The following is a 21,027-nucleotide window of genomic DNA, read 5'->3' as shown; positions in this document are numbered from 1 at the left end:
CTACTGCCGATTGACCGGTGGATCCACTGGCACGAATTGATGACGCCAGCACGATGCCTGCATGCGTCGGGCCGTGCGGTTTCCGCCGGATGTCGTTCACGTTCCGCCCGGTCGGCCGACGGTGCGCAGTGCCTGCAGCGCGACGGCGACGTCGAGCCGCAGGTTCGGGTCCGTCGACAGCGGACCGAGGAGCCGTTCCAGCTTGGCGACGCGGTAGCGCATCGTATTGTAGTGGAAGAACTGCACCCGGGCCGCCTCGGCCACGGTGAAGTTCGTGTCGAGCAGGACCTGCAGGGTCTCGCGCAGCTCGGCGGCCTCGGTGGTGGCCTCGGCGAGCGGACCCAGCGCGTCGCGGACGAAGGAGTCCAGCTCCGCCGGGTCCGGGACGAGCGCGAGCAGCCGGTGCAGGCCGAGCTGGTCGAAGAACGTCGTGCTGCCGCCGCCGGAGATCCGGCGGCCCACCTCGACCGCCCGCCGTGCCTGGGCGTAGGCGCCGGGCAGGGCGTCGATGTCGGGCACCGGGCGGCTGACACCCGCCGAGAACTGCCGTCGCCCGCCGCCCTTGTCCCCGGCGACCGCGGTGACGGCCCGCCGCACGATGTCGCGGCCGGGGGGTGGACCGGGGTCCGCGTCGACCGGCAGCAGGGTCACGACCTCGGAGGAGAAGTCGACGGTGGGGATGCCCTCCCCCAGCCCGGAGCAGACCTGGCGCCACCCCGCCGAGAACCGCTTCTGCCAGGCGCGCCACTGCTCGGCCGGGACCCGCGCGTCGATCGGGTCGAGCTCGGCGGTCAGCACGACCATCGGGCGGCGCAGGTCCCAGCCGAGGGTGTCCGCGTGCTCGGCGACGTAGGCGGGGTCGGCGGTGCGGCGCAGCAGCAGGTCCCGCAGGAAGTCGCCCTGGTACTTGGTCTCGACGGCGGTGACCGCCTCCTCGCGGGTGATCAGCAGCGCGGCCACCGCGGCGGCGCGCTCCAGCGCCTGGACGTCGTCCGGGGCGAGCCGGGCGGTCAGGCGCACGCAGACCAGCCGGGCGAGGTTCTGCCCACCGGCCGCGACCCGCAGGGTGCGGGCCTCCCCGCCCGCGACCGGGACGCCGTCGATCCCCATCCGCTCGACGCGCAGCCGGCCCGTCGGGTCGACGAGGTCGTGCTCGGTCAGCATCCGGAGCTGGTCCTCCGACAGCGCCGACGCCCGCTCCCGCCCGTCGGTGGAGGTGACCGCGACGCCCACGTCGAGCACTCGCCCGACCTCGGCCGCGATCCCCGCGAGGTCCCCGCCCTCCAGCGCGATCCGGGTCAGCCCGGTGTGCAGCGCGTCGAGCCGGGCCAGCGCCTCGCGGGCCGGGAACTCCGGGTCCCCGTTCTCCTCCGTCAGCAACTGTTGCCGCCCCTTCGGTCCGAAGGTGGCACAAGTTAACATCGGCGGACGCGACTGCCCAGGCTAGTTTCGGTCCGTGATCGGAGTCAGCGCACCCGTCCGGGTCCGCGACCTGCTGCGGCGGGCCGCGGACGGCCCGGTCCGGGTCGTGCACCGCGGGCCCGACGCCGTCTACCTCGCCGTCCACGACGACGGTCGCGAGACCTGCGTCGGCGTTCTCGGCGCGGACGCGGTGCCGGTGCCCTGCGGACTGCGGTCCCGGCTCCCCGCACTCGCCCTCGGCACCGCCGCCGTGCACGGCGGGATCCTGCACCTCGACGACGAGCCGGTCGTCGTCCGGCGGCTGGTCGACACCCGGGTTCCCGCGCGGTCCCCCCTGCCCCGCACCGGGCTCCGGCCGGTCCCCGGCCTGCCGGCCGAGGTGACCCCCGGCGCCGTCGCCGGGCTCGTCGGACGCGGCGAGGGGCTCACCCCGCTCGGCGACGACGTCCTGTGCGGCTGGCTCGCCCTGCACCGGTCCGCCGGCGTCGCCACCCCGGAGGTGGACGCCGCCGTCCTGGCCCACCTGCACCGCACCACGCTGCTGTCCGCCGAGCTCCTGCGGTGTGCCCTGCGCGGCGAGGTCGTGCCCCAGTTCGCCGCGCTGGTCACCGCACTCGGCACGGCGGCCGAGCCCGCGGCCCGCGCCGCGCTCACCGCCGTCGGGCACACCTCCGGGACCGCGATGGTCCACGGCGCCGCGCTCGCCCTGTCCGCCCTGCACACCGAAGGAGTCGCCGCATGACGACGACGCACGTCGAGGTCCGGCCCGGCGCCTACGCCGACTCGGTCACGCTGCTCCGGGTCAGCCGCACCGCCCAGCAGCTCGACGGGGTGGTCGCCGCGCAGGTCGCCATGGCCACCCCGCTCAACGTCGACGTCCTGACCGGCATGGGGTTCACCGTCCCCGCCGGGACCGGCGCGAACGACCTGGTCGTCGCCCTGCACCTGACCGGTGACGACGCGCTGCCCGCCGCCGTCGCCGGTGTCGACCGCGCGCTCGCCGAGGCGGGCAGACCGGCACCGGACGGCGGCGGGGCCGGTGCGGTCGCGCCGCCGCGCACCACCGCCGCCGCGCTGGACCGGGCACCGGGCTCGGTCGTGCTCGTCTCGGTGCCCGGGCCGCACGCCACCGTCGAGGCGATGGACGCCCTCGACGCCGGCAGCGACGTCATGATCTTCAGCGACAACGTGCCGGTGGAGCAGGAGGTGGCGCTCAAGCAGGTCGCCGCGCAGCGGTCCCTGCTGGTCATGGGCCCGGACTGCGGGACGGCCGTGCTGGACGGGCTCGGCCTGGGGTTCGCCAACGTCGTCGAGCCCGGTCCGGTGGGGCTCGTCGCCGCGTCCGGGACCGGGTGCCAGCAGGTGATGGCGCTGCTCGACCACGCCGGGGTCGGTGTGCGCGCCGCGCTCGGCGTCGGCGGGCGGGACCTGTCCGCGCCGGTCGGCGGCCTCGCCACCCGGGAGGCCCTGCGCCGCCTCGACGCAGACCCGGCCGTCGAGCTGATCGTGCTGGTGTCCAAGCCCCCCGCCGCCGAGGTCGCCGAACGGATCGACCGGCTGGTCGCGACGCTCACGACGCCGGTCGAGTACGCGCTGCTCGGGCCGGACAGGCCCGACCTGACCGCGGCGACCGAGGCCGCCCTGGCGCGGCTGGGCCGCCCCGTCCCGGACTGGCCGGTGCACGGCACCGCGCGTCCGGCGTACGGCGGTCACCGGCTGCGCGGCCTGTTCGTCGGCGGCACGCTCGCCACCGAGTCCGCGCAGATCGCGGGCGAGGACGCTGCCCGGGCCGGCCACACCTTCGTCGACTTCGGCGGCGACGAGTGGACCCGCGGCCGCGCCCATCCGATGATCGACCCGACGGTGCGCCTGGAGCACCTCGCGGCCGCGCTCGCCGACCCGGAGACCGCCGTCGTCCTGCTCGACCTGGTGCTGGGGCACGGCGCCGAGCCGGACCCGGCCTCCGTGCTGGCCCCCGCGATCGCCGAGGCCCGGGTGCCGGTCGTCGTCTCGGTCGTCGGGACCGGCGCCGACCCGCAGGACCTGACGGCGCAGGTCGACGCGCTGGTCGGGGCCGGCGCGGAGGTCCACCTCTCGCACGCCGGCGCCACGCGCCGGGCACTCGCACTCCTGCCCGCCGACACGACGACCGGAGCCGCCCGATGACCACCCCCTCGCTGGTGAGCACCGGCACCGACCTGCTCGCCGAGTCCGCCGCCGACCAGGCGGTCCCGGTCACCCGGGTCGACTGGCGCCCGCCGATGGACGGCACCGCGGCCGATCTGGCGACCGTCGCCACCGACCCGCTGCGCCGGGCGGCGAACGAGCGCGCCCTCGCCGCGATGCTCGACGTCACCGCGACGCTCGTCGACGTCGCCCCGGCCTCGGAGGTCCTCGGCCTCGCACCGGGAGAGTTCCTGCACGCCGGGCCACCGATCACCTGGGAGCGTGCGTCCGGCCCGCTCCGCGGTGCCCTGATGGGCGGCGCCGCGCTGGAGGGCCTGGTCACCGACCCGGCGGACGCCGCGGCGCTGTTCGCGTCGGGTTCCTCGGTCTCGCTGGAGCCGTGCCACCACCGCGGGGCGGTCGGCCCGATGGCCGGCGTCGTCACCCCGGGCATGTGGATGTTCGTGCTCGAGGACCCGGCCACCGGCCGCCGCGCCCACTGCTCCCTGAACGAGGGGCTGGGCAAGGTCCTGCGCTACGGCGCGTACGGCCCGGAGGTGATCCGGCGGCTGCGCTGGATGGGCGACGTGTTGGGCCCGCTGCTGCGCGGCGCCGTCCGGGCGCGGCGGGACGCGGGTGAGCCGGTCGACGTGACCGGCGTGCTGACCCAGATGCTGCAGATGGGCGACGAGGCGCACAACCGCAACCGGGCGGGGACCCTGATGCTGCTGCGGGACCTGGGCCCGGACCTCGTCGCGACGGCGGCCGCCGCCGGTGTGGCGAGCACCGACGTCGCGGAGGTGCTGCGGTTCGTCGGGGGCAACGACCACTTCTTCCTGAACCTCGCCATGCCCGCGTGCAAGCTGGCCCTGGACGCCGCCCGGGACGTCGACGGCTCCACCATGGTGGTGGCGATGGCGCGCAACGGAACCGACTTCGGCATCCAGGTCTCCGGCACCGGCGACGAGTGGTTCACCGGCCCGGCCCAGCTGGCCGACGGCCTGTTCCTGGGCGACTACGGCCCGGCCGACGCCAACCCCGACATCGGCGACTCGGCGATCACCGAGACGGCCGGGATCGGTGGCTTCGCCATGGCGACCGCCCCGGCGATCGTGCGGTTCGTCGGCGGCACCGTGCCGGACGCACTGGCCACCACCCGCCGGATGCGGGAGATCACGCTCGGGGAGAGCCGGCGGTGGACCGTCCCCATCCTGGAGTTCGCCGGGGTCCCCAGCGGCATCGACGTCACCCGGGTCTGCCGGACGGGCATCCTCCCGCAGATCAACACCGGGATGGCCGGACGGGTCGCGGGCGTCGGGCAGGTCGGGGCCGGGCTCGTGACCCCGCCGGCCGAGATCTTCCCGAAGGCGCTCACCCGGCTGGCGGAGCGGACGGTCCTCAGACGCGGCGCAGCAGCCTGACGACGACCGTGGTGATGATCAGCCAGAGGATCGCCGCGACCCCGTAGTTCAGCGTGACGGCCATCTTCGGCTGGGCCGGGGTGAACAGGTCACCGCGGCCGAGGTTCAACTGGGCCGCCCACGACGAGATGAACTCGGTGAGGAAGTTCGCCGGGTTGGCGTCGAGCAGGGTCAGCACGATGTGCGCGACCAGGATGGCCACGATCACCAGGCCCACGATCCGCACGATCGTCGCGATGATGCCCATGCCCTGCCGCACGGTCGTGCCCACGGTTGCCGCCATCACACACCCCTTTGTCTCCGACGGCGTCATGGTCGCACCGCCGTGCCCTCACTGCCCCCACAACGAGGGAGAACGCTCTCGGTTGTGATCACTTCGTTGCGTGCCGTCGTCCGGGTGACACCAACACCGGTCCGGGACAGCGGGTTGCCGTGCAACGGGGGGTCGGGTCTACGGTGGGGGCATGGCGCGCCTGCTCCTTCGCCGCCGCGGCGGGGTCTGAACCGACCGGCCCCTCGTCGCGGGGTTTCGCGTGTCCGCCGGTCGCCACGACCGTCCGACATCCAGGAGCAGTTCCCGTGACCACCTCTCCCGACGCCTACGAGGCCCGCGCCCGCAGCAACGTCCGCACCCCCGAGGGCGCGCCGCACGCGACCCAGCCGGCCTGGAACCGCCAGCGCGGATCGCAGATGCCGGTGCACCGGTACAAGCCGTTCCATCAGCTGGTCGAGCCGGTCTCGCTGCCGGACCGCACGTGGCCGGACAAGGTCATCGACACCGCGCCGCTGTGGTGCGCGGTCGACCTGCGTGACGGCAACCAGGCGCTGATCGACCCGATGAGCCCGCTGCGGAAGCGGCGCATGTTCGACCTGCTGGTACGCATGGGCTACAAGCAGATCGAGGTCGGCTTCCCGGCGGCGAGCCAGACCGACTTCGACTTCGTCCGCGAGATCATCGAGGACGAGGCGATCCCGTCCGACGTGCAGATCCAGGTCCTGACCCAGGCCCGGCCGGAGCTGATCCAGCGGACCTTCGAGGCCTGCGAGGGCGCGCACTCGGCGATCGTCCACCTCTACAACTCGACGTCGATCCTGCAGCGCAGGGTCGTCTTCCGCTCCGACCGCGCGGGCATCACCAAGATCGCCACCGACGGCGCGGAGGAGGTCGCGAAGTTCGCCGAGAAGTACCCGGCGACCGACTGGACCTTCCAGTACTCGCCGGAGTCCTACACCGGCACCGAGCTGGAGTACGCCGTCGAGATCACCAACGCGGTGAGCGCGATCTGGCAGCCGACGCCCGAGCACCCGATGATCGTCAACCTGCCGGCGACGGTCGAGATGGCGACGCCGAACGTCTACGCGGACTCCATCGAGTGGATGCACCGCAACCTGGCCCGGCGCGACGCGCTGATCCTGTCGCTGCACCCGCACAACGACCGCGGCACCGGCATCGCCGCCGCCGAGCTCGGCTACCAGGCCGGCGCCGACCGCATCGAGGGCTGCCTGTTCGGCAACGGCGAGCGCACCGGCAACGTCGACCTGGTCGCGCTGGGCATGAACATGTTCACCCAGGGCGTCGACCCGCAGATCGACTTCTCCGACATCGACGAGATCCGCCGCACCGTCGAGTACTGCAACCAGCTGCCGGTGCACGAGCGCCACCCGTGGGGCGGCGACCTGGTCTACACCGCGTTCTCCGGCTCCCACCAGGACGCGATCAACAAGGGCTTCGCCGCGATGGAGGCCGACGCCGCCGAGGCCGGGCACCCGGTCGCCGACCACACCTGGGAGGTCCCGTACCTGCCGGTGGACCCGAAGGACATCGGCCGCACCTACGAAGCCGTCATCCGGGTCAACAGCCAGTCCGGCAAGGGCGGCATCGCCTACATCATGAAGACCGAGCACCAGCTCGACCTGCCGCGACGGCTGCAGATCGAGTTCAGCCACGTCATCCAGGCCTACACCGACACCGAGGGCGGCGAGGTCGAGCCCAAGGCGATGCGCGACGCGTTCGACGTCGAGTACCTGGGCCGCGAGACCCCGCTCAAGCTGGTGCGCCACCGCGTCCACAGCGACGGCGAGGGCCGCGACGAGATCGTGGCGACGGTGCGCGTCGAGTCCGACCTGCACGAGATCGCCGGCTCCGGGAACGGGCCGATCGCGGCGTTCGTGGACGCGCTGGCCGGGATCGGGTTCGACGTCCGGGTCCTCGACTACCACGAGCACGCGATGGGCGGCGGTGACGACGCCCGCGCCGCGGCCTACGTCGAGTGCGCCGTCGAGGAGAAGGTGTTCTGGGGCGTCGGGATCGACAGCTCCATCACCAGCGCCAGCCTCAAGGGCGTCGTGAGCGCGATCAACCGCGCCCTGCGCTGACGCCTCCACCACCGCCGCGCGAACGGGCCGTCCGTACGCACCTCTCGTACGGACGGCCCGGTCACGGGTGACCGGTGGGCCGGTCAGCGGCCGATCGCGTCGCCGAGGGTGATCTGCTGGCCGGGTACCTCCGGGCCGCTGCCCGGGCCGACGGCGGCGTCGGCCTCCTCCGCGGTCACCTCGTGCGGGGTGATGACCCCGTCGCGGATGGCCTCGGCGTGGTGGCAGGCGACCCGGTGCCCGGTGGTGTCGCCGTCGAGCGTCCGGAGCTGCGGGCGCTCGGTGGAGCACCGGTCCTCCTGACGCCACGGGCAGCGGGTGTGGAACCGGCACCCGGCGGGCGGCGCGGCCGGCGACGGCAGGTCTCCGGACAGCAGGATCCGCTCGCGGGTGTCCTCCACCGTCGGGTCCGGCTGGGGCACCGCCGAGAGCAGCGCCCGGGTGTAGGGGTGCAGCGGGCCGTCGTAGAGCGCGCGGGCGGGCGCCTCCTCCACGATCGACCCGAGGTACATCACCCCGACCCGGTCCGACACGTGCCGCACGACGGCCAGGTCGTGCGCGATCACCAGGTAGGTCAGGCCGAGCTCGCGCTGCAGCGAGCGCAGCAGGTTGAGCACCTGGGCCTGCACCGACACGTCCAGCGCCGAGACCGGCTCGTCCGCGACGACGAGGTCGGGCTCCACGCACAGGGCCCGGGCGATCCCGATGCGCTGACGCTGCCCGCCGGAGAACTCGTGCGGGTAGCGGCGCAGTGCGGACTCGGGCAGCCCCACCGCGCGCATGAGCTCGGCGAGCCGGTCCGGGCCGGACTCGATCCCGTGCGCGGCCAGGCCCTCGCGCAGCAGCGACCCGACCGACTGGCGCGGGTCCAGGCTGGACATCGGGTCCTGGAACACCATCTGGAACCGGCGGCGCATCCGGCGCAGCGGCTCCCCCTTCAGTGCGGCGACGTCGGTGCCGTCGAAGGACACCGTGCCCGCGGTCGGCTCGGTGAGCTTGAGGATCGCCCGCCCGAGGGTCGACTTGCCGCAGCCGGACTCGCCGACCAGGCCGTAGGTCTCACCGCGCTCGATCCGCAGCGAGACACCGTCGACGGCCTTGACGTGCCCGACCGTGCGCTGCACCAGCACACCCCGGGTGATCGGGAAGTGGACCTGCAGGTCCTCGACCTCCAGCAGGGGGCTCATGCCGTTGCTCCGATCGGCTCGGGGTTGTGGCAGCGCAGCAGCCGGCCCGCCGCGTCGTCGGCCACCGGGGTGACCGAGGTGCAGGTCTCCAGCGCCCGCGGGCAGCGCGGCGCGAAGGCGCAGGCGTGGTCCCAGGGCAGGTTGTCCGACACCGACCCGGTGATCGCGGGCAGCTCCGCGGCGGGGTCGGAGTCCAGCCGCGGGATCGACCGGATCAGCCCGGAGGTGTACGGGTGGCGCGGACCGCCGAACAGCGCGTGCCGCTCCGCGCGTTCCACGACCCGGCCGCCGTAGAGGACGTTGACCCGGTCGCAGAGCCCCGCGACGACGCCGAGGTCGTGCGTGATCATGATCAGCGCCGTCCCCGTCTCGGCGACGAGCTCGCGCAGCAGCTCCAGGATCTGGGCCTGGATGGTGACGTCGAGGGCGGTGGTCGGCTCGTCGGCGATGAGCAGCTTCGGCCGGCAGGCCAGCGCGATCGCGATCAGCGCGCGCTGGCGCATCCCGCCCGACATCTGGTGCGGGTAGGCCGACACCCGTCGGGCCGGGTCGGGGATGCCGACCCGCTCCAGCAGGGAGACGGCCTCGCGGCGGGCCTCGTCCTTTCCCATCCCGCGGTGCCGGGTGAGCGCCTCGGTGATCTGGACACCCACCGACACGACCGGGTTCAGCGACGACAGCGGGTCCTGGAAGACCATCCCGATGTCGCGACCGCGCCGCTCGCGCAGCTGCGCGTCGGACAGGGTGAGCAGGTCGGTCGGGCTGCCGGTCCCGTCGTCGAACGTCACGGAGCCGCCCACGCGGGGGGTCCGCCCCGGGAGCAGCCCCATGATCGCCAGTGAGGTCACGGACTTGCCGCAGCCGGACTCGCCGACCAGGCCGACGACCTCACCGGGGCGCACGTCGAACGACACCCCGTCGACGGCGACGACGTCGGCCTCGCCCCGGCGCACGAAGCGCACGGACAGGTCCTCGACGGACAGCAGGGGGTTCATCGGCGTCCCTTGGGGTCGATGGCCTCGCGCAGCGACTCGCCGAGCAGCGTGAACCCGAGCGCGACGACGATGATCGCGATCGCCGGGTAGACCGCCAGCCCGGGCCGGACGTCGAGGTAGGGCTGTGCGGAGGCGAGCATCAGGCCCCACTCCGCGCGGGCCGGGTCGGCGTCGCCGAGGCCGAGGAAGGAGAGCGCGGCCGCGTCCAGGATCGCCGTCGCCAGGGTCAGCGTGGCCTGGACGATCACGGGGCCGATCGCGTTGGGCAGCATGTGCCGCAGCACCACCGCCCGTCGCTTCACCCCGAGCGCGGTGGCCGCGAGGACGTGGTCGGAGTCGCGCTGGGCGAGCATCGACCCGCGCAGCAGCCGCGCGAAGATCGGCACGTTCACCAGTGCGACGGCGATGATGACCGTGGTCTGGCTGGGCCGGGCGGCCAGCGCCGCGACGGAGATGGCGAGCAGCAGTGACGGGATCGACAGCAGCACGTCGGTGACCCGCATGAGGACGGTGTCGATCCAGCCGCCGAACGCCCCGGCGAGCACGCCGATGACCAGACCCACCGCGAGCCCGAACACGGTGGCGAGCACGCCGACGAGCAGGGTCTGGCGCGACGCCAGGATCATCCGGGAGAACTCGTCGCGGCCGTTCTGGTCACTGCCGAGCGGGAAGCCGGGCTGCGGTCCGGGGATCGAGCCGGGACGCAGCTGGTCGAGCAGCTGCGGGAACGCCTGGGCCGGGTCGTGCGGGGCCAGCAGCGGCGCGAACACCGAGACCAGCACGAACAGCCCGATGATCACCGTACCGACGATCGCGGTGGGACTGCGGCGCAGCCGGCGCAGCGCGTCGGCGGACAGGCTGCGACCCGCGGTGTCGTCGATCCGGTCCCTGCGCCGTTGCGCCCAGGTGGTCGGTGCGCTCATCGCAGCCTCACCCTCGGGTCGATCACGGCGTAGGACAGGTCGACGAGCAGGTTGACCAGCACGTAGATCAGTGCGCCGAGCAGCACCACGGCCTGCAGCCGCGGGTAGTCGCGGCGCTCGATGCCCTCGGCGATCAGGGTGCCGATGCCGGGCCGGTTGAACACCTTCTCGGTCAGCACCGCGCCGGCGAGGAGCAGGCCGGTCTGCAGGCCGATCGTCGTGGAGACCGGCAGCAGCGCGTTGCGCAGGACGTGCCGGCCGCGGACGGTGCCCGGCGCGAGGCCCTTGGCGTTGGCGGTGCGGACGAAGTCGGACTCCAGCACGTCGAGCACCGAGGCCCGGGTGATCCGCACGATGACGGCGAGCGGGATCGTCGCCAGCGTGACGGCCGGCAGCACGAGGTGCATCAGCGAGTCCCAGCTGGCGTCGAACTCGCGGGTGAGCAGGCCGTCGAGGGTGGGGAAGCCGGTCACCGAGGTGGCGTCGATGCCGGTCGACTGCAGCCCGGACGGCGGGAACAGGCCGAGATCGACGGCCAGGAACTGCTTGAGCACGTAGCCGAGGAAGAACACCGGGACGGCGACGCCGACCAGCGTTCCGACGATGGTCAGGTTGTCCCAGATCCCGCCGCGGTGGCGGGCGGCGAGGTAGCCGAGCGGGATCCCGAGGGCGACGGCGAGCAGCAGCGCCGCCAGGGAGAGCTCGATCGTGCCCGGCAGTGCGCGGCCGAGCTCGGTGATCACCGGGTCTCCGGTGACGAGGGAGGCGCCGAAGTCGCCGGTCAGCGCCCGGCCGAGGTAGTGCAGGTACTGGATCGGGATGGGTTGGTCCAGGCCCAGTGTCTTGTTGAGTGCGGCGATCGACTCCGGGGTCGCCTTGTCTCCGAGCAGCGCACCGGCCGGTCCACCGGGCAGCGAGCGCAGCCAGGCGAACAACAGCACGGACAGGATGAGCAGCGTCGGGACGACCTGGAGCAGGCGGCGCGCGACGAAGCGCAGCATGCGTGGATGTCCTCAGTGGTGGGAGGCGGGACACGCGGCCGGGCGCCGCGGGATCTCCGCGGCGCCCGGGGCACGGTCAGTTCTTGCTGACGGAGACGAAGCGCTCGTCGGTCAGCGGCGACGGGACGAGGCCCTGCACGTTCGGTCCGACGACGATCGCCGGGCCGGTGGTCAGGATCGGCACGGCCGGCAGGTACTTGGCCATGATGTCCTTGTTGGCCTGCTGGTACGCCGCGGCGTGGCCGGCCGGGTCCGGGATGGCGTCGGCCTTGGCCAGCTCGGCGAACATCGCCGGGTCCTGCGGCCCGAACTCGGCCTTCTCCCGGCCGAAGAACGTGCCGACGAAGTTGCCGGCGTCGTTGTAGTCGCCGGTCCAGCCGAGCAGGTGCAGGTCGTGCTTGCCGGCCTTCTGGACGTCGTCCTTGTAGCCGCCGTTCCACGGCCGCGCGACCGGGTTGACCGTGATGCCGACGGCCTTCAGGTTCGCCGACATCGCCGAGAACAGGTCCGCCGGGTTCGGCATGTAGGGCCGGGTGATCTCGGTCGGGTAGTAGAAGTTCAGCGTCAGGTTCTGCGCGCCGGCCTCGGCGAGCAGCTGCTTGGCCTTCTCCGGGTCGTACGGGTACTCGGTGACGTCGTCGGCGTAGCCCGCGACGGTCGGCGGCACGAACTCCTTCGCGACCGCGGAGCCCTCCGGCATCTTCGTGCGGACCAGCGACTCGCGGTCGATCGCGTAGGCGAGCGCCTGACGGACCCGAAGGTCCTTGAGCTTGGGGTTGTTCTTCGTGTTGATGCCCATGTAGAGCAGCGAGAACGGCTGGCGGATCAGCACCTGGTCGCCCTGGTCCTTCAGGGTCTGGTAGTCCGCGGGCGACGGGTAGTCGTAGCCGTCGATGGTGCCGGCGGCCAGCTCCTGCTTGCGGGCGTTCTCGTCCGGGATGATCTTGAAGATGAGCCGGTCGAGCTTGGCCTTCTCGCCCCAGTACTGGTCGTTGCGGACCAGGGTGATCGTGTTGTTCGCCTTGTCGAAGCTCTCGAACTTGAACGGCCCGGTGCCCGTCGGGTGCTCGTTCGCGTAGGCGGGGTAGGTGAAGGAGTCACCGCTCTGGGTGACGGCGTCGGCGTCGTACTGCTTGAGCGCCGTCGGGCTGGAGATCGAGAACGACGTGAGGCCGAAGGCGGCCGGGAACGCGCCCTTGAACTTGTTCAGCGCCAGGACGGCGGTGTTCGGGCTCTGCGCCGTGCAGGACTTGTAGAGCGGTGCGCCCGAGGCGTCACCCTCGTTCTTGGCGAAGCCCTCGAAGATGTCGCCGTAGTAGATCATCTGGCTCTGGGCCGCGGCGCCCTTCATGGTGAACCAACGGTCGAAGTTCGCGCAGACCGCGGTCGCGTCGAACGGCGTGCCGTCGTGGAACGTGACGCCCTCGCGGAGGGTGAACGTCCAGGTCTTGCCGTCCGGAGTGGACTTCCACTCGGTGGCCAGGCCGGGCTCGAGCTCGGTGGTCCCCGGCTTGTAGGTGATCAGCGTGTCGAACATCTGCCGCGCCGGGCGGAAGCTCTCGCCGTCGTCGTTGAAGATCGGGTCGAAGTTCTTCGGCGCGCCGGCGGCGCCGAAGACGAACGCCCCCCCCCCGGCGGCGTCGCCGCCCGCTCCGCGCTCCGAGCTCGCGCAGGCGGTCATGCCCACTGCGAGCACGCCCGCCATGACCGCCGTCATCCACCGTCTGCGCATTCCGGTCCCCTCGTCGGCAGAGGTGTCCACCCGATGTGCGCGTGAGGACACCTGATGACGGGGAAACCTATAGCGGTCCGTTACCAACTGGTAGTCCCTTGCGTCACGATAGTGCTACGAACTGGTACGCACGTCCCGTTCGCCCGTCCCCTCGACGACGGCCGTCCGGTGCGCGTCCCGGTGGTTCGCGACCGCATCCCGTGAGGCGTCCTCGGCGAGCGCGGCGGCCCGGACCTCGGCGAAGACCTCACGGTAGGTGCGCAGGTCGGCGGGCGACTCCAGGAACGACTCCCCTGCGTGCCCCTCGGTGTGGACGACGTCGGGTCCGAGTGCGTCGGGGACGGTCAGGATCGCGAATCGGCCGGCGTGGGCGCGCTGCGGCCCGGCGCCGAACGGGAGCACACGCAGCGTCACGTCGGGCAGCTCCGAAAGGGTGAGCAGCCGGTCGAGCTGCTCGGCCATCACCGCGGGACCGCCGGTCGCGCGGACGAGCACGGCCTCGTCGACGACCACGTCGAGCGCCAGCGGCGGTGTCGCGGTGAGCGCCTCGTGGCGACGACCGCGCAGCCGCACGAGCTGGTCGATCTCCCAGTCCGGGCGGCCCGGGAGCCGGGCGCGCAGCGCGGCGTGGGCGTAGGCGGGCGTCTGGAGCAGCCCGTGCAGCACGGTCAGGTCGAAGGCGGCGACGGCGGTCGCGTCGGTCTCGGCGGCCGCGTAGCGCCCCGGCGACGGCAGGAAGTGCGGGTCGCTGCGCAGGCCCTCGGTGAACGGCTCCCACCAGCCACGGGTGCGGCTCTCGGTGACCAGCCGTTCGAGCATCTCCGCCTCGACCCCGGAGACCCCGCCGTAGACCTCGACCAGCGCGGCGACGTCGGCCGGGCGCGGCACCCCCTTGCCGTTCTCCAGCCTGCTGATCTTCGACGCCGAGCAGCCCACCCCGGACGCGGCGTCCTCCAGCTTCAGCCCGGCGTTGACGCGCAGCCGGCGCAGCTCGGCACCCAGCCGTCGTCGTGCGCCGGTCGGCTCCTGCTCCACCCCGCGCCCCCTCCCCGGTCCCGCCGTGCAATCTACATCTCCGTGCAATTCCCTGAGTCTGCAATTGCACGGGTGCGCTGAGTCGGGCATGCTGACATCACCCGGACGTGACGGCAGCCACACCAACCGTGGCGGACAGGGACCACGGACCGACCGCGACACACGAAGGGAGATGGACATGATCCGCAGGACGCAGGTGCCGCACACAGGCACGTACCACCGCGCCCGTACCGGGCGGTGGTCGCCGTGATCGCGCTGGTGGCGGTGGCCCTGGCAGGGCTGGCCACGCTGGTCCTCTCGGCGATCGTGATCGGGGTGACCGACCGGCGCCAGAGCGAGGCGTGGCGCCGGATCGCCGAGCAGCGCCGCCGGGAGTGGGAGCGCAGGCAGCGCCAGCTCCACGGCCGATCGCACCACGTGGACGCGTGGGGCGACGAGGACACCGACTGAGGCTCGCCGAAGGAGCATCAGCCCCGCTGAGGCTCGCCGAAGGAGCAGTCGGGATCTCACCAGCAAGGAGGCGCAGCGACGGGGGGTTGCTGCGCCGGGTGGCCGGTCACGACCGGGGCGTCGTGCCCGGTACGGACCGGCCGTTCCGTGTCCGGGTCTACAGGGCCCGTCGGCCGGCGAGCGCGCGGCCGAGCGTCATCTCGTCGGCGAACTCCAGGTCGCCGCCCATCGGCAGGCCGGACGCGAGCCGCGTGACGCTCAGACCGGGGAAGTCGCGCAGCAGCCGGACCAGGTAGGTCGCGGTGGCCTCACCCTCGGTGTTGGGGTCGGTCGCGATGATGACCTCGGAGATCTCGGTCTCGTCGGTCGCCGGACCGGTGCCGCCGAGGCGGGCGAGCAGCTCACGGATCCGCAGGCTGTCCGGGCCGATCCCGGCCAGCGGGTCGAGCGCACCGCCGAGCACGTGGTAGCGACCCTTGAACTCCCGGGTCCGCTCGACGGCCAGGACGTCCTTGGGCTCCTCGACCACGCACACCAGCGTCGGGTCGCGCCGCGCGTCGGAGCAGTAGCGGCAGCGGGTGTCCGACGCGACGTTGCCGCACACGTCGCAGAACGCGACGCCCTGCTTGACCGTCTGCAGGACCTCCTGGAGCCGGTTGATGTCGGCCGGGTCCGCGGCGAGCAGGTGGAACGCGATGCGCTGGGCGCTCTTCGGACCGACCCCGGGCAGGCGTCCCAGCTCGTCGATCAGGTCCTGGACCGGTCCTTCGAACACCTCAGGCGCCCGGGAGGCCCAGGCCGCCCATGTCGAGGCCGCCGGCGAGCGGGCCCATCTTCTCCTGCTGCAGCTCCTGCGCACGGCGGACCGCGTCGGCGAGCGCGCCGGCGACGAGGTCCTGCAGGGTCTCGACGTCCTCGGGGTCGACGACCTTCGGGTCGATCCGCACCGAACGCGGCTCCAGACCCGCGGTGACGGTGACCTCGACCAGCCCGTTCCCGGCCTGGCCGGTGACCTCGGCGGTCGCGAGCTCGGCCTGCGCCTGCTGGAGCTGCTGCTGCATCTTCTGGGCCTGCTGCAGGATCATCTGCATGTCGGGCTGACCGGGTTGCACGCGTACCCCTCGCTGTCGGGTCCGGCTCGCGCGATCGGGGGCTTCCCCGGCGCGACCGGCGCGGACGTCTCGTTCTCCAGGGTAGACGTGTCAGGCTGACCGACCGTGCGCGCCCTGATCCGTTCCGCCACGGCCGTCCTCCCGCTCGTCGTCGCGCTGGTGTGCGCCGGCTGCGGTGCGCCGGCGCCGGTCCCGCCTCCCGTCGACGCGGCCCCGCTACCGGCCGCGACGACCCGTTCGCTGCCGACCACGCCGGCGCCGGTCGCCCGCCCGGTCGTGCTGCTCGACCCCGGTCACAACGGCGGCAACGCCGCGAACACGGCCGCGGTGAACCGGCCGGTCCCCGACGGGCGCGGCGGGACCAAACCGTGCAACACGACCGGCACCTCCACGAACGCCGGCTACGCCGAGCACGCCTTCACCTGGGACCTGGCCGGGCGCGTGCGGTCCCGGCTGGAGGCCGCCGGAGTGCGGGTGGTCCTCACCCGTTCCGACGACGTCGGTGTCGGCCCGTGTGTCGACGCCCGCGGGGCGGCGGGCGGCCGGGCCGGCGCGGCGCTGGCCGTGTCGCTGCACGCGGACGGCGCGGCGGCCTCGGCCCGCGGGTTCCACGTCGCCTACGCCGAGCCCGCCGTGCACGGGACGGGACCGGCGTCGCTGCGCCTGGCCACCGGGCTGCGGGACGCGCTGCGCTCGGCCGGGTTCGCCCCGGCCGGCTACATCGGCCGCGACGGGCTCGACGGCCGCGCGGACCTGGCCGGTCTGAACTCCTCGACCGTCCCGACGGCGCTGGTGGAGGCGGGCAACATGCGCAACGCCGGCGACGCCGCCGTGCTGACCGACCCGGCCGGGCGGGACCGGATCGCGGCGGCGGTGGCCTCGGCGGTGCTGGCACAGCTGCGCCGCTGACCGCGCTCCGTCCGGGCCGGGGTCAGCGTGGGTCGAGTTTGCGTGCTCCCAGGTGCGAGGTGAGGATCTCCAGCGCGGCGGCCTCGGGGTCGCGACGGGCGCCCGGCGACGCCGCCTCGGCCGCGGCCTCGGCGAGCATGTCCTCCTCCTCGGCGGCCTGGTTCCGCACCGGGGCCGGTCGTGCGCCCGGACCGTCGCCCCCCTGCGGTCCGGCATCACGAGGGTCCGGCGGTGCGTCCTCCGGCGGCGGTTCCGGGGGCAGCGGGACGTCGGAGTCCCCCGCGGGACGGCGAGCGGGGCGCCCGCCCTGCTCACGCTGCGGGGCGTCGCGCTGCGAGGGACGCTGCGGCACCGCCCGCTGGGCGCGGTCCGGTGCGGCGGCGCGACGCGCGGTCGCGGCCTCCCCGGTATCGCAGTGGACCCGCCACTGAACCCCGAGGACGGCGCGCAGGGCGTCGGCGATCACGTCGGTGTTGCGCGCCTCGGACAGTCGCCGGGCCAGCGGCGGGGCCCCGATCGCGAGGACCAGGGTGTCACCGTCGACCGCCCGGACGGTGGCGTTGACCAGCAGTGCCTCCGTGCTGCGGCTGCGCTGACGGACGGCGGCGAGGATCTCCGGCCAGACCCGGCGGACCGCGGTCGCGTCCAGCGACGACGCCGACGACACCGGCTGCGCCGACTCCGGCGGCACGGCGTCGGGGGGCGCGCCGTCGCGGGGCGGAGCGGGGCTCCGGGACGGGGCCGCCGGCGCTGCCGGTTCCTCGGTGCCGCCGGCGCCGCCCGGGCCGGGATCGTCCGCCCGCCGGGCGCCGTCACCGGGGCCGTCGGCCTGCCGGGCGGGCTCGCCGTCCGCGTGCCCGGTACCGGTGGCGGGAGCGTCCGATGCGGGGCCGTCCACCGGGACCGGGCCGTCGCCCGCCTCGGGGGCGGCAGGGTCGGACTCGGCAGGCGCCGCCACGGCGGGGACGGACGCGGCGGGGACGGAGTCGTCGGGCACGGGGACATCGGGCACGGGGACATCGGGCACAGGGGCATCGGGGACGGAGGCCGGAGCGCGTTCCGCGGAACGCGGGTCGGCCTCGGCCCGGTCGCCGGAGCGTGCCGGTGCGGCCGGACCGGCGGTCGGCGTGGCCGCGGCGCCGTTCTCGTCGTCGCGTTCCGCGGAACGCGGCCCGTCCGCAGCCCTGGTCACCGCGGGCCGCGGCGCCGGCTCGTCCGGTCGCGCCGGCGCCGGGGCGGGCACGGCGGCCGGGTCCCGGGCGTCGCGTTCCGCGGAACGCGACGGCGCGCCGCTGCCCGCACCCGGGGGGGCGCCGTCGGAGGTGGGCGCCGGCGGGCGCTCGCTGGGCCGCACGAACCGCTTGGCGGCACCGTCGTCGGACGGGCCGGCGGGGTCGGGGGCGATCGCGTTGCGCCGCTCGATGCGCTCCAGGCGTTCGAGCAGACCGCCGTCGGACGTCGTGGCCGCGGGGAGCAGCATCCGCGCGACCAGCAGTTCCAGCAGCAGCCGCGGCGCGGTGGCCCCGCGCATCTCGATCAGGCCCTGGTGCAGGATCTCGCCGTAGCGGGTGAGGGTCGCCGGACCGAGCCGGGCGGCCTGGTCCGCCATCCGGGCCAGCTCGTCCTCGGCGCCGTCGACCAGGCCCTGCTCCGCGGCGTCCGGCACGGCCTGCACGAGCATCAGGTCACGGAAGCGCTGCAGCAGGTCCGAGGCGAAACGCCGCGGGTCGTGCCCGGCCTCGACGAGCCGGTCGACCGCACCGTAGACGGCGGCGCCGTCGGCCGCGGCGAGCGCGTCGACGGTGTCGTCGATCAGGCCGGAGTCGGTCACCCCGAGCAGCGCGACCGCGCGCTCGTAGGTCACTCCCTGCGGCCCGGCACCGGCGAGCAGCTGGTCCAGCACCGACAGCGTGTCCCGGGCCGAACCGCCCCCGGCCCGGATGACCAGCGGGAACACCGGCGGCGCGACGGTCACCTGCTCCTCGCCGCAGATCTTCTCCAGCAGCGAGCGCATCGTCCCGGGCGGGATCAGCCGGAACGGGTAGTGGTGGGTCCGCGACCGGATCGTCGGGAGCACCTTCTCCGGCTCCGTCGTCGCGAACACGAAGACCAGGTGCTCCGGGGGCTCCTCGACGATCTTGAGCAACGCGTTGAAGCCCTGGGTGGTGACCATGTGCGCCTCGTCGACGACGAACACGCGGTAGCGCGACTCGGCCGGCGCGTAGAACGCCCGGTCACGCAGCTCGCGCGCGTCCTCCACACCACCGTGGGACGCCGCGTCGAGCTCGACGACGTCGATGCTGCCCGACCCCTCGGGGGCGAGCGCGATGCACGAGTTGCAGACGCCGCACGGGTCCGGGGTCGGCCCCTGCTCGCAGTTCAGCGACCGCGCCAGGATGCGCGCCGAGGACGTCTTGCCACAGCCCCGCGGCCCCGAGAACAGGTACGCGTGGTTGATCCGCCCCGCGGTGAGGGCGGTGGCCAGGGGCTCGGTGACGTGCTCCTGCCCCACGACGTCGGCCAGCTTGGCCGGGCGGTACTTGCGGTACAGAGCCAGAGCCACGAGGGGAAGGCTACTCAGGGGGTCCGACACTTCGGGGACCCGCTCGGAGACAGAAGGGGACCCCGCGCACCCGCCAGAGCCTGTTGACCCTTGCTGCCTTCCGGCCCTGGGGGAGTTCACAGGATGGACGCCGCACGGGGTCCGCGGACAGTGTGCCACGGACGGCGCCGTCGGGCGGCGAGGGGGCCGCGTCGGATCGCCGAGGGCGTCGCGTAACCTTCTTCGCGGAGGATTCGCCTAGTGGCCTAGGGCGCACGCTTGGAAAGCGTGTTGGGAGCAATCCCTCACGGGTTCAAATCCCGTATCCTCCGCCAGCCTGAACAGGCAGAACGCCGGGCCCACCCGCACAAGGTGGCCCGGCGTTCGGCGTTCAGTCTCATTTCCAGTCTCACTTGTCATCCGGCCGGCCCCAGATCAGACCGCCCACACGCTGGGCGACGTCGCTGCGCACGACCCCGGTGATGTGCTGGTAGCGGGCCGCCATCGCGGTCGTCGACCAGCCCATCAGGCCCATGACCGCGCGTTCCGGAACACCGAGGATCAGCAGCACCGTCGCGGCGGTGTGGCGGGCGTCGTGCAGGCGTCCGTCACGGACCCCGGAGGCGCGCAGCAGCTTCTTCCAGTGGTGGTAGTCGGTGTTCGGGTTGAGCGGTTCGCCGCGCTCGTCGGTGAAGACGTAGCCGGAGTCCCGCCAGAGCTGCGCGGCCGTGTCACGCTCGCGGTCCTGCTCCTCACGGTGGGACTTCAGGAGCGCGACCAGCTCGTCGGGGAGGCCGATGGCGCGACGTCCGGCGCGCGACTTCGTCTCGTCGGTCTCCGGCCGATCCGCGACCCGGTTCGGGCAGTAGCCGGCCTTCTTCCCGCACGAGCCGCCGCAGTCGTGCCGGTAGCGGGGACGCAGTCGCCCCCGGCGGACGAGGAGCGTCCCGGTGTCCAGGTCGACGTCGGCCCAACGCAGCCCCAGGACCTCACCCTGACGGAGCCCGAGCGCGAGGGCGATGGCCCAGCGGGCGTGGTTCCGCCCCTCGGCCGCGGTGGTGAGCAGCCGCCGGACCTCGTCGACCGAGTACGGCTCCACCTCCGTCCCGCTGACCCGGGGCGCCTTCGCGAGCGCGGCCGGGTTCCTGGTGATCCGTCCGCGCCGTTCGGCCTCACCGAGCGCGGTCCGGAGCGTGCGGTGCACCTGGTGTGCAGTGCCGGGCGAGCTGCCGTTGCGGATCATCCGCGCGTACAGCTTCTCCAGGTGCTCGGGCTGCAGCCGGTCGAGCCGATGGGCGCCGATCCCAGGGATCAGGTGCGTACGGATCGCGACCCGGTACCCGGCGAGCGTGTTCTCCCGGACCACGGCGGCGGCGATGTTCTCCACCCAGTGCTCCAACCACTCCCCCACCGTGCCGACCCGGCCGGGCGCCTGGACGGTTGCCGAATCACGGTCGCGTTCGAGCTTGCGAACCGCGCGGATGGCGGCCGCCTTGGACTTCCGCATGACGTGGCGGCGGTCCGGCTTGCCGTCGTCGCGAACCCCGACGGTGACCCGGCCGTGCCAGTAGCCGTCCTTGCCCTCGTAGATGCTCGACGTACCGTTCGGCTGTCGGGTGCGCTTCTTCTCCGTCACGCGGCACTCCCCCGCAGTCGCTCGACGTAGACGACCAGGGCGTTGTCAACGGCGGGTTGGGAGTAACCCCGTAACGACGGATTGGGACTGACCCCCTTGTCGGGTGTTCAGTCGTTGCTG

At 73.6% G+C, this 21,027-nt stretch carries 18 protein-coding genes, 1 tRNA gene and 1 other RNA gene; 7 read left to right on the top strand and 13 right to left on the bottom strand.

Annotation, left to right across the window (positions count from 1 at the left end; all coding sequences use genetic code 11):
- Positions 1 to 96: 96 nt before the first annotated feature.
- Positions 97 to 1,380, bottom strand: coding sequence for a CdaR family transcriptional regulator (locus FVA95_RS10205; RefSeq protein WP_240051391.1), 1,284 nt, complete (start codon positions 1,378 to 1,380; stop codon positions 97 to 99).
- A gap of 76 nt (positions 1,381 to 1,456) precedes the next feature.
- On the opposite strand from FVA95_RS10205, the gene FVA95_RS10200 reads away from it, so the two are divergent.
- From FVA95_RS10200 to FVA95_RS10190, 3 genes are read left to right on the top strand one after another with little or no spacing between them, the layout of a single operon-like run.
- Positions 1,457 to 2,164: a DUF2877 domain-containing protein gene (locus tag FVA95_RS10200; protein ID WP_193564331.1), complete on the top strand. Its 708-nt coding sequence runs from the start codon at positions 1,457 to 1,459 to the stop codon at positions 2,162 to 2,164.
- Positions 2,161 to 3,588 carry an FdrA family protein gene (locus tag FVA95_RS10195; RefSeq protein ID WP_149663984.1) on the top strand — a complete coding sequence of 476 codons (1,428 nt, stop codon included), beginning with the start codon at positions 2,161 to 2,163 and terminating at the stop codon, positions 3,586 to 3,588. The genes FVA95_RS10200 and FVA95_RS10195 overlap by 4 nt, the downstream gene beginning before the upstream one ends.
- The gene (locus FVA95_RS10190; RefSeq protein WP_149663983.1) at positions 3,585 to 5,009 is read left to right on the top strand and encodes a DUF1116 domain-containing protein; all 1,425 of its coding nucleotides are present in this window, start codon (positions 3,585 to 3,587) and stop codon (positions 5,007 to 5,009) included. The genes FVA95_RS10195 and FVA95_RS10190 overlap by 4 nt, the downstream gene beginning before the upstream one ends.
- Here FVA95_RS10190 and FVA95_RS10185 read toward each other — a convergent pair.
- The gene (locus FVA95_RS10185) at positions 4,987 to 5,292 is read right to left on the bottom strand and encodes a hypothetical protein (protein ID WP_240051390.1); all 306 of its coding nucleotides are present in this window, start codon (positions 5,290 to 5,292) and stop codon (positions 4,987 to 4,989) included. The two genes, FVA95_RS10190 and FVA95_RS10185, sit on opposite strands and share 23 nt — an antisense overlap.
- Before the next feature lie 296 nt (positions 5,293 to 5,588).
- Here FVA95_RS10185 and leuA point away from each other — a divergent pair, with 296 nt between their 5' ends.
- On the top strand, positions 5,589 to 7,385 hold the full coding sequence (gene leuA / locus FVA95_RS10180; RefSeq protein WP_149663982.1) for a 2-isopropylmalate synthase: 1,797 nt from the start codon (positions 5,589 to 5,591) through the stop codon (positions 7,383 to 7,385).
- An 83-nt stretch (positions 7,386 to 7,468) separates the two neighbouring features.
- Here the strand turns inward: leuA and FVA95_RS10175 are convergent, their stop codons facing one another.
- The 6 genes from FVA95_RS10175 to FVA95_RS10150 form a co-directional block, all read right to left on the bottom strand.
- Entirely contained in the window at positions 7,469 to 8,572 is a 1,104-nt protein-coding gene (locus tag FVA95_RS10175) for an ABC transporter ATP-binding protein (RefSeq protein WP_149663981.1), read from the bottom strand.
- Entirely contained in the window at positions 8,569 to 9,567 is a 999-nt protein-coding gene (locus tag FVA95_RS10170) for an ABC transporter ATP-binding protein (RefSeq protein WP_149663980.1), read from the bottom strand. Before FVA95_RS10170 ends, FVA95_RS10175 begins: the two co-directional genes overlap by 4 nt.
- Positions 9,564 to 10,490 (bottom strand): ABC transporter permease, encoded by a 927-nt coding sequence (locus FVA95_RS10165; RefSeq protein WP_149663979.1) that lies wholly within the window; start codon positions 10,488 to 10,490, stop codon positions 9,564 to 9,566. The genes FVA95_RS10170 and FVA95_RS10165 overlap by 4 nt, the downstream gene beginning before the upstream one ends.
- On the bottom strand, positions 10,487 to 11,491 hold the full coding sequence (locus tag FVA95_RS10160) for an ABC transporter permease (RefSeq protein ID WP_060713643.1): 1,005 nt from the start codon (positions 11,489 to 11,491) through the stop codon (positions 10,487 to 10,489). Before FVA95_RS10160 ends, FVA95_RS10165 begins: the two co-directional genes overlap by 4 nt.
- A 76-nt stretch (positions 11,492 to 11,567) precedes the next feature.
- Positions 11,568 to 13,223 carry an ABC transporter substrate-binding protein gene (locus FVA95_RS10155; RefSeq protein WP_370460851.1) on the bottom strand — a complete coding sequence of 552 codons (1,656 nt, stop codon included), beginning with the start codon at positions 13,221 to 13,223 and terminating at the stop codon, positions 11,568 to 11,570.
- A gap of 114 nt (positions 13,224 to 13,337) precedes the next feature.
- Positions 13,338 to 14,258, bottom strand: a complete 921-nt coding sequence (locus FVA95_RS10150) for a helix-turn-helix transcriptional regulator (protein WP_161992256.1) — start codon at positions 14,256 to 14,258, stop codon at positions 13,338 to 13,340.
- A gap of 246 nt (positions 14,259 to 14,504) precedes the next feature.
- Here FVA95_RS10150 and FVA95_RS30810 point away from each other — a divergent pair, with 246 nt between their 5' ends.
- Positions 14,505 to 14,708, top strand: a complete 204-nt coding sequence (locus tag FVA95_RS30810; RefSeq protein ID WP_139318855.1) for a hypothetical protein — start codon at positions 14,505 to 14,507, stop codon at positions 14,706 to 14,708.
- 157 nt (positions 14,709 to 14,865) lie between these two features.
- Here the strand turns inward: FVA95_RS30810 and recR are convergent, their stop codons facing one another.
- Positions 14,866 to 15,483 (bottom strand): recombination mediator RecR, encoded by a 618-nt coding sequence (gene recR, locus FVA95_RS10145; protein ID WP_020624774.1) that lies wholly within the window; start codon positions 15,481 to 15,483, stop codon positions 14,866 to 14,868.
- A 1-nt stretch (position 15,484) separates the two neighbouring features.
- Positions 15,485 to 15,799, bottom strand: a complete 315-nt coding sequence (locus FVA95_RS10140; RefSeq protein WP_060713646.1) for a YbaB/EbfC family nucleoid-associated protein — start codon at positions 15,797 to 15,799, stop codon at positions 15,485 to 15,487.
- 126 nt (positions 15,800 to 15,925) lie between these two features.
- On the opposite strand from FVA95_RS10140, the gene FVA95_RS10135 reads away from it, so the two are divergent.
- Positions 15,926 to 16,729 carry an N-acetylmuramoyl-L-alanine amidase gene (locus FVA95_RS10135; protein WP_368667312.1) on the top strand — a complete coding sequence of 268 codons (804 nt, stop codon included), beginning with the start codon at positions 15,926 to 15,928 and terminating at the stop codon, positions 16,727 to 16,729.
- Positions 16,730 to 16,751: 22 nt separating this feature from the next.
- On the opposite strand, the gene FVA95_RS10130 is transcribed toward FVA95_RS10135, so the two are convergent.
- Together FVA95_RS10130 and ffs are read right to left on the bottom strand one after the other, a co-directional pair.
- Positions 16,752 to 19,292, bottom strand: a complete 2,541-nt coding sequence (locus tag FVA95_RS10130; protein WP_205015814.1) for a DNA polymerase III subunit gamma and tau — start codon at positions 19,290 to 19,292, stop codon at positions 16,752 to 16,754.
- A 51-nt stretch (positions 19,293 to 19,343) separates the two neighbouring features.
- Positions 19,344 to 19,438: signal recognition particle sRNA small type (ffs, locus tag FVA95_RS10125), an RNA gene on the bottom strand.
- An 80-nt stretch (positions 19,439 to 19,518) separates the two neighbouring features.
- On the opposite strand from ffs, the gene FVA95_RS10120 reads away from it, so the two are divergent.
- Positions 19,519 to 19,606 (top strand) — tRNA-Ser (locus FVA95_RS10120).
- A 74-nt stretch (positions 19,607 to 19,680) separates the two neighbouring features.
- Here FVA95_RS10120 and FVA95_RS10115 read toward each other — a convergent pair.
- Positions 19,681 to 20,907 (bottom strand): site-specific integrase, encoded by a 1,227-nt coding sequence (locus FVA95_RS10115; protein WP_149663977.1) that lies wholly within the window; start codon positions 20,905 to 20,907, stop codon positions 19,681 to 19,683.
- Between the last annotated feature and the right edge of the window lie 120 nt (positions 20,908 to 21,027).

Source organism: Pseudonocardia sp. EV170527-09 (genome assembly GCF_008369905.1).
Classification (GTDB): Bacteria; Actinomycetota; Actinomycetes; order Mycobacteriales; family Pseudonocardiaceae; genus Pseudonocardia.
This window is presented reverse-complemented; position numbering and strand designations above follow the sequence as displayed.